3 protein-coding genes are annotated in these 3,221 nt (G+C 71.0%); all 3 read left to right on the top strand.

Features of this window, described 5'->3' with window-relative positions; translation table 11 throughout:
- Positions 1–671: methyltransferase domain-containing protein (locus ACJ73U_RS11135; protein ID WP_407777491.1), on the top strand; the 671-nt coding region annotated here is incomplete at its 5' end.
- 411 nt (positions 672–1,082) lie between these two features.
- Positions 1,083–1,931, top strand: coding sequence for a GAF and ANTAR domain-containing protein (locus ACJ73U_RS11130; RefSeq protein ID WP_407777490.1), 849 nt, complete (start codon positions 1,083–1,085; stop codon positions 1,929–1,931).
- 345 nt (positions 1,932–2,276) lie between these two features.
- Positions 2,277–3,221: PAS domain S-box protein (locus ACJ73U_RS11125; RefSeq protein WP_407777489.1), on the top strand; the 945-nt coding region annotated here is incomplete at its 3' end.

The following is a 3,221-nucleotide window of genomic DNA, read 5'->3' as shown; positions in this document are numbered from 1 at the left end:
GATGGCGGTGTTGGGAGGTCGGTGCCGGCGGCGTCTCGGTACCGCACGGCCTGGCAGAGCGCGTGGGACTCGGCGGCCGGGTGCTGGCCACCGACATCGACGTGTCGTGGACCGAGCCCGCGGCAGGCGGTGCACTGGAAGTACGCCGCCACGACGTGACAGGCGACCCGCCGCCGGCGGAGACGTTCGACCTGGTCCACGCCCGGCTGGTGCTGGTCCACCTGAAGGATCGCGCGACCGCGCTGCGGGTCATGATCGATGCGCTCCGGCCTGGCGGATGGCTGGTGATCGAGGATGGCGACCCCTCGCTGCAGCCGCTCGCCTGTCCGGACGAGCGCGGCCCCGCCGAGGAGCTGGCGAACCGACTGCGCACCCGGATCCGCACGCTGCTGGCCGACCGCGGCGCGGACCTCGCCTACGGTCGCACGCTGCCCAGGTTGCTGCGCGAGTCGGGCCTGGCCGACGTCAGCGCGGAGGCCTACTTCCCGATCGGGTCACGCGCCTGCGCCATCCTGGAAGCGGCCACGATCCAGCACGTCCGCGACCAGCTGCTGGCCGCGGAACTGGCGACCCCCGAAGAGATCGAGACACACCTCGCGAACCTCGCCACCGGCGACCTACACCTCATGCTCGCACCGATGATCACCGCATGGGGCCGCAAGCCGGCCTGACTCCCCGAACCATCGACGAGGAAGTGCTACACCGACCTCGACGCGTGTGCCGCCGAGGCCCGAGAAGCGGCGGGAGATCGAGCCGTGCTGGTCCACGGCGGCCGGCCGGCTCGACGAACTCGAACTGCACCTCGTCCCCGTCAGGGTTCCCCACGGACGGCGTGGGAGCAGCCAGCCCGGAGCCGGCCGGTAGATCGGGCCGGTGTGAGCGATGGGGTTTCGGCTGGTGCGGTCGGGGTACTGCGCCAGGGCCGGGGACGGCCGCATCCCGGGTGCGAGGCCGGTTGTCGGCGTTCTAGACAGCAGCACCGGCAGGCACCACCGGCCGCTGCCGTCCCCGGCTCCCCCGCCTGGGCGTCGAGCTGGAACTGCGGCTGTACGTGCCCAGTGTCAGCAGAGCAGACTGTGCCGGTGGACAAGGCTGGGCCGATGGACGGCGAACACAACGGTGCACAGGCAGGATCGGTCGACTCCGGGCCGGTGCACACTGTGCCGGTGCGCACCGGGCTGGTGGACGAGGAGTTGGTCACCATCGCGCGGGAGCTGGCCGAGATCACCCGCCTGGTCGAGAACGACGACTTCGGCGCCACCCTGGACCGGTTCGTCGCGAGGATCGTGCGCCTCATCCCCGGCTGCGACTCCGCGATCCTCACCGTGCGCTCCGCCGGCACCGTCGAGACGGTCGCCGGCGGCGACAACCTGACCTTCGACCCGATCGCCCCCGGCCCGGTGGTCGAAGCCGTCACCTACGGCGAGCCACGCCGCCTCGACGACGTCGCCAGCGACCAGCGCTGGCCCACCTTCGCCGCCCAGATCGCCAACGCCGGCCTCCGCAGCTGCGTCGCGCTCCCGCTGTCCACCCGCGGCGACGACACCGCCGTACTCACCCTGTTCTCCACCCAACCCGACCGGTTCGCCGACACCACCTACGACCTGGTCCTGCTCCTCATCGCGCACGCCAGCACGGTGGTCAACAACGCCTCCCTCTACCACGACAGCACCCAACTGGTCACCCAGCTCCGCACCGCGCTACGCACCCGCTCCCTGGTCGGCCGCGCCCAAGGCCTGCTCATGCGCCACTTCGGCCACGACAGCGACACCGCCTTCACCACCCTCAAGCGCGCCTCGCAGAACACCAACACCAAACTCCGCGACATCGCCACCCAGCTGGTCACCGCCCACGAACAGGGCGAGTTCGACAGCGCCCTCGACCGGCTCGGCGTCACCGCCCACACTGAGCCGGCACCCGCCGGAGGCTAGGCCACGAGGACGAAGGGCATATCGGAAAGCCCAGGTCAGGATCCTGACCGCCCCGAGCGGGCCAGGCACGGTGGACCCACCGCCGCACTGGCCGGCAGCAACGCCCGCCAGTGTCTCCGCAGATCCCGGGCTTGTCGTGCGGCAGCGACTTCACAGTGCGTGTTCCGCCACAGCCGCGGGCCGTGTCCGATGTAGTGGCGGCAGTGCTTCTCGTTGATGTGGTGGTGCCGCTACTCTTCCGCGTGCGGTGGTGGTCTGGGGAACGGAGAAAGGTCAACGGTGCCTGTTGCTCCGGAGGATCGCGGTTTGCGGCGTACGCGCCGGTTGACCGAGGTGTTCGCGTGGGTGACCGCTGTGGGGGCGTTGGGCGCACTGGCCGGTGCGCCGGGCTCCGGTGCGGTGCGAGGTGGGTTGGCTGCCCTGATCGTGGTGGTGCTGGCGTGGTGGGGTTCGGGCCGGCGAACCGCGTCGTGGTGGCTTGTTGCCGCCGAGGCCGCGGTCGTCACGTTCGGGTGTCTGGTGTTGCCGTCGCCGCAACCGATGCTCGGTCTGTTGTTCGGCACCACCACTCGTCGGGCGGTCCGGGCGGAGCTGGGGCCGTGGCTGGTGCGTGCCGCGCCGGCGTACATCGGTTACGTGTGCGCTGCGTTGTGGAACCTGGTGCTGGACGGCAGTGGGGTGGCCCCGGATCAGCTCGCGCCGAATCTGCTGCCGCTGTTGGGGTTGGTGATCGGCACCCTCGCCCTGGGTGACACGGTGGCCGCGGTGGACACCGCGAAGGCGGCGTCGCGGGCGACCGCCGCGGTCAACGAGCACCTCGACGCGATACTGCGGACCAGCCCGGTCGCGCTGGTCGTGGTCGGGCCGGCCGGTGTGGTCGAGATGTGCAACGACGAGGCCCGTGTCCTGTTCGAGTGGACTGCCGGCGGCGCTCACACGGTTCCCTGTCCGCATCACGACGACGTCACCGCCTGCCGTGACCGTTGTCTGGACCTGTTGCGTGCGGCGGGCGTGGCGGAGTGGACCTACCGGAAGAAGCCGGACGGCACCACCCGGAGCGTGGCGGTGCGGGTCTCGGAGGTTCAGGACCGGTCCGGTGGGTCGCCGAGCATCGTGCTGGCTTTTCTGGACATCAGCGTCCGCAAGGATCTCGAGGACCGGCTGCGGGCTCAGCTGGAGTACGACGACCTCACCGGTGTGGCCAGCCGGGGGCGCCTCACCGAGCTGCTCGACGACGCGCTGACCCACTGCGGTCCGGGCCGGCGGCCGACGCTGCTGCTCGTCGACCTC

It is taken from the genome of Actinophytocola sp. (assembly GCF_045807065.1).
Classification (GTDB): domain Bacteria; phylum Actinomycetota; class Actinomycetes; order Mycobacteriales; family Pseudonocardiaceae; genus Actinophytocola.
This window is presented reverse-complemented; position numbering and strand designations above follow the sequence as displayed.